This window comes from Chryseobacterium flavum, assembly GCF_003385595.1.
GTDB classification, from domain to species: Bacteria; Bacteroidota; Bacteroidia; order Flavobacteriales; family Weeksellaceae; genus Chryseobacterium; species Chryseobacterium flavum.
Map to the genome: position 1 here is coordinate 1 of NZ_QNUE01000034.1, position 5,362 is coordinate 5,362.

General features: G+C 47.3%; 2 tRNA genes and 3 rRNA genes. All 5 read right to left on the minus strand.

Going from position 1 to position 5,362, the window contains the following annotated elements:
- Positions 1-18: 18 nt before the first annotated feature.
- Positions 19-126: ribosomal RNA gene (gene rrf / locus DRF59_RS20580) — 5S ribosomal RNA — on the minus strand.
- Between the two features lie 161 nt (positions 127-287).
- A 23S ribosomal RNA gene (locus DRF59_RS20585) occupies positions 288-3,043 on the minus strand.
- A gap of 153 nt (positions 3,044-3,196) precedes the next feature.
- Positions 3,197-3,270: transfer RNA gene (locus DRF59_RS20590), tRNA-Ala, on the minus strand.
- Between the two features lie 82 nt (positions 3,271-3,352).
- Positions 3,353-3,426, minus strand: a tRNA-Ile gene (locus DRF59_RS20595).
- A gap of 202 nt (positions 3,427-3,628) precedes the next feature.
- Positions 3,629-5,145 (minus strand): 16S ribosomal RNA (locus DRF59_RS20600).
- Together the 16S, 23S and 5S rRNA genes with 2 tRNA genes alongside form the textbook arrangement of a ribosomal RNA operon.
- Positions 5,146-5,362 lie beyond the last annotated feature (217 nt).

The following is a 5,362-nucleotide window of genomic DNA, read 5'->3' on the forward strand; positions in this document are numbered from 1 at the left end:
TTTTAAAAATAAAATAAAAACTGGCGGCGGCCTACTCTCCCGCGTTAGCAGTACCATCGGCGCTGGTGGGCTTAACTTCTGTGTTCGGAATGGGAACAGGTGAGCCCCACCGCTAAAACCACCCTAAAGAAGGTATATAGCTGTAGGCAGTAAGCTATAAGCTTTAAGCTTACAGCGTAAAGCATACTGCGTTTTTAGCGATAAAAACTTTCACAAAGACAAAACCTTTGCTGCGCATAAAGTACTTGTCATTTTTTATATTACTATAAATTGATACTGTAACCATAGACTATAAATCTACGGGTAATTAGTACTACTCGGCTATGACATTACTGTCTTTACACCTGTAGCCTATCAACGTCGTCATCTACAACGACCCTTAAAAGATGTCTCATCTTGAGGCGAGTTTCGCACTTATATGCCTTCAGTGCTTATCTCTTCCAAACATAGCTACTCAGCGGTGCACCTGGCGGTACAACTGATACACCAGAGGTTTGTTCAATTCGGTCCTCTCGTACTAGAATCAAGCCCTCTCAAACATCTAACGCCCGCAATAGATAGAGACCGAACTGTCTCACGACGTTCTGAACCCAGCTCGCGTGCCACTTTAATGGGCGAACAGCCCAACCCTTGGGACCTTCTCCAGCCCCAGGATGTGACGAGCCGACATCGAGGTGCCGAACCTCCCCGTCGATGTGAGCTCTTGGGGGAGACTAGCCTGTTATCCCCGGAGTACCTTTTATCCTATGAGCGATGGCCCTTCCATACGGAACCACCGGATCACTATGTCCTGCTTTCGCACCTGATCGACTTGTTGGTCTCACAGTCAAGCACCCTTATGCCATTACACTCTACGCACGGTTACCAAGCGTGCTGAGGGTACCTTTGAAAGCCTCCGTTACTCTTTTGGAGGCGACCACCCCAGTCAAACTACCCACCACGCAATGTCCTTCTCTTAAGAAGTTAGGCTCCAAGTAAGTAAAGGGTGGTATTTCAACGACGGCTCCACAAACACTAGCGTGCCTGCTTCAAAGCCTCCCACCTATCCTACACATTACTTACTCAAAGTCAATACGAAGTTATAGTAAAGGTTCACAGGGTCTTTTCGTCCCATTGCGGGTAATCGGCATCTTCACCGATACTACAATTTCACCGAGCTCGTGGCTGAGACAGTGCCCAGATCGTTACACCATTCGTGCAGGTCGGAACTTACCCGACAAGGAATTTCGCTACCTTAGGACCGTTATAGTTACGGCCGCCGTTTACTGGGGCTTCAGTCAATGCCTTCGCTTACGCTAAGCACCTTCCTTAACCTTCCAGCACCGGGCAGGTGTCAGACCCTATACAGCATCTTTCGATTTAGCAGAGTCCTGTGTTTTTGATAAACAGTCGCCTGGGCCTCTTCACTGCGGCCACCATTGCTGATGGCGTCTCTTATTCCGAAGTTACGAGACTATTTTGCCTAGTTCCTTAGCCACGACTCACTCGAGCACCTTAGGATTCTCTCCTCGACCACCTGTGTCGGTTTTGGTACGGGTTGCTTCACTTCGGCTTTTCTTGGATCAGATTACTCTACAGCAGCTTCGCCCGAAGGCTAGGCCTTGACTATTCCGTCAGTCTCCAGCAGATACATCCAACCGTCCCCTTTTATTGTGAGCAAGTCAGGGAATATTAACCCTGTGTCCATCCACTACCCCTTTCGGGTTCGCGTTAGGTCCCGACTAACCCTCAGCTGATTAGCATGGCTGAGGAAGCCTTGGTCTTTCGGTGAGCAGGTTTCTCGCCTGCTTTATCGTTACTTATGCCTACATTTTCTTTTCTATCCGCTCCACAATACCTCACAGTACTGCTTCGGCGCAAATAGAATGCTCTCCTACCAGATATATCTTAAATATAAATCCATAGCTTCGGTAATATGCTTATGCCCGATTATTATCCATGCCGGACCGCTCGACTAGTGAGCTGTTACGCACTCTTTAAATGAATGGCTGCTTCCAAGCCAACATCCTAGCTGTCAATGCAGTCCAACCGCGTTGCTTCAACTTAGCATATATTTGGGGACCTTAGCTGTTGGTCTGGGTTCTTTCCCTCTCGGACATGGACCTTAGCACCCATGCCCTCACTGCCGACGAACATTTATTAGCATTCGGAGTTTGTCAGGAATTGGTAGGCGGTGAAACCCCCGCATCCAATCAGTAGCTCTACCTCTAATAAACTTAACATCGACGCTGCACCTAAATGCATTTCGGAGAGTACGAGCTATCTCCCAGTTTGATTGGCCTTTCACCCCTACCCACAGGTCATCCGAAGACTTTTCAACGTCAACCGGTTCGGTCCTCCACTCTGTGTTACCAGAGCTTCAACCTGCCCATGGGTAGATCACAAGGTTTCGCGTCTAATCCTACTAACTATGCGCCCTATTCAGACTCGCTTTCGCTCCGGCTCCGGTACTTAATACCTTAACCTCGCTAGTAAAATTAACTCGTAGGCTCATTATGCAAAAGGCACGCCGTCACAGCTTAATGCTGCTCCGACCGCTTGTAGGCGTACGGTTTCAGGTTCTATTTCACCCTTCTATTCGAAGTGCTTTTCACCTTTCCTTCACAGTACTTGTTCACTATCGGTCTTTCAGGAGTATTTAGCCTTGGAGGATGGTCCCCCCATATTCAGACAGGATTTCACGTGTCCCGCCATACTCATTTATCATCTATATATACCTTTCGAATACAGGGCTTTCACCTTCTATGGCTGTTCTTTCCAGAACATTCTTCTAAATATATAAAGACTTTTGGGCTAATCCGCTTTCGCTCGCCACTACTTACGGAATCTCTTCGATTTCTTTTCCTCCGGGTACTTAGATGTTTCAGTTCTCCGGGTTTGCCCCTCTTACGAGGTAATACATCTTCAATGTATTGGGTTGCCCCATTCGGATATCTGCGGATCTATTCGTGTGTGCCAATCCCCGCAGCTTTTCGCAGCTTACCACGTCCTTCGTCGCCTCTGAAAGCCTAGGCATCCGCCATACGCCCTTAACGATTTCTTTCCTATTGGTTACTCAAGCGCTTTATGCGCTCGGTTTTCTCTTTGTGATGTCTTTACCGTTAATGTCAATGATCTTAATGTCTTTCTTTCCGACTGATGAACAAATGTTGTTGTTGGCTCCATCCGTAACTTTTAAATCAGTCTTCCAAAACTGTGGAGAATAAGGGAGTCGAACCCTTGACCTCCTGCGTGCAAGGCAGGCGCTCTAGCCAGCTGAGCTAATTCCCCCTCTAGGTGCTGCAGGCTTTACGCTATAAGCTTTAGGCGTATCGCCTACTGCTTCCAGCTTAATGCTTACCGCTTTAATTAGTAGTCTCGGGCAGGCTCGAACTGCCGACCTCTACATTATCAGTGTAGCGCTCTAACCAGCTGAGCTACGAGACTGTCTGTTAGACTAACAGATTTCAGATATTAGATACCAGAATATTCTTCCTTCTTTTATCCTGCCTCTTTGTCTCAATCCCTTTACTAATTTCTAGTGGGTTTTGTATTTTTATATATCAACCAAATAAAAAACTAAAGCTTTACTTTAAGCAAGTACTTGTGTCCAGGACACTAATTTTGTTTATCGTCTAATGACGCTCTAAAATGAGATGTTCCAGCCGCACCTTCCGGTACGGCTACCTTGTTACGACTTAGCCCTAGTTACCTGTTTTACCCTAGGCAGCTCCTGTTACGGTCACCGACTTCAGGTACCCCAGACTTCCATGGCTTGACGGGCGGTGTGTACAAGGCCCGGGAACGTATTCACCGCGCCATGGCTGATGCGCGATTACTAGCGATTCCAGCTTCATAGAGTCGAGTTGCAGACTCCAATCCGAACTGAGACCGGCTTTCGAGATTTGCATCACTTCGCAGTGTAGCTGCCCTCTGTACCGGCCATTGTATTACGTGTGTGGCCCAAGGCGTAAGGGCCGTGATGATTTGACGTCATCCCCACCTTCCTCTCTACTTGCGTAGGCAGTCTCACTAGAGTCCCCAACTTAATGATGGCAACTAGTGACAGGGGTTGCGCTCGTTGCAGGACTTAACCTAACACCTCACGGCACGAGCTGACGACAACCATGCAGCACCTTGAAAAATGTCCGAAGAAAAGCCTATTTCTAAGCCTGTCATTTCCCATTTAAGCCTTGGTAAGGTTCCTCGCGTATCATCGAATTAAACCACATAATCCACCGCTTGTGCGGGCCCCCGTCAATTCCTTTGAGTTTCAAACTTGCGTTCGTACTCCCCAGGTGGCTAACTTATCACTTTCGCTTAGTCTCTGAACCCAAAAGCCCAAAAACGAGTTAGCATCGTTTACGGCGTGGACTACCAGGGTATCTAATCCTGTTCGCTCCCCACGCTTTCGTCCATCAGCGTCAGTTGTTGCTTAGTAACCTGCCTTCGCAATTGGTGTTCTAAGTAATATCTATGCATTTCACCGCTACACTACTTATTCCAGCTACTTCAACAACACTCAAGACTTGCAGTATCAATGGCAGTTTCACAGTTAAGCTGTGAGATTTCACCACTGACTTACAAATCAGCCTACGGACCCTTTAAACCCAATAAATCCGGATAACGCTTGCACCCTCCGTATTACCGCGGCTGCTGGCACGGAGTTAGCCGGTGCTTATTCGTATAGTACCTTCAGCTACCCTCACGAGGGTAGGTTTATCCCTATACAAAAGAAGTTTACAACCCATAGGGCCGTCGTCCTTCACGCGGGATGGCTGGATCAGGCTCTCACCCATTGTCCAATATTCCTCACTGCTGCCTCCCGTAGGAGTCTGGTCCGTGTCTCAGTACCAGTGTGGGGGATCACCCTCTCAGGCCCCCTAAAGATCGCTGACTTGGTGAGCCGTTACCTCACCAACTATCTAATCTTGCGCGTGCCCATCTCTATCCACCGGAGTTTTCAATATCAAATGATGCCATTCAATATATTATGGGGTATTAATCTTCCTTTCGAAAGGCTATCCCCCAGATAAAGGCAGGTTGCACACGTGTTCCGCACCCGTACGCCGCTCTCAAGATCCCGAAAGATCTCTACCGCTCGGCTTGCATGTGTTAGGCCTCCCGCTAGCGTTCATCCTGAGCCAGGATCAAACTCTCCATTGTATGTTTGTCTGACTCACTCAAAGTTTTTAACGCTTTAGTTTTTCCTTACTTGGTTGTTATATTGTATGTCAATGATCTTTTTATCTTCCGCTTTTTAACGAAGCAATCTCTCTGTCTGTGTCGCTCCGTATTTGCGAGTGCAAAAGTAAAACTTTATTTTTTAATGACCAAATGTTTTTGAAGAAAATTTTAAAGTTTTTTAAGTAACCTTAAATCC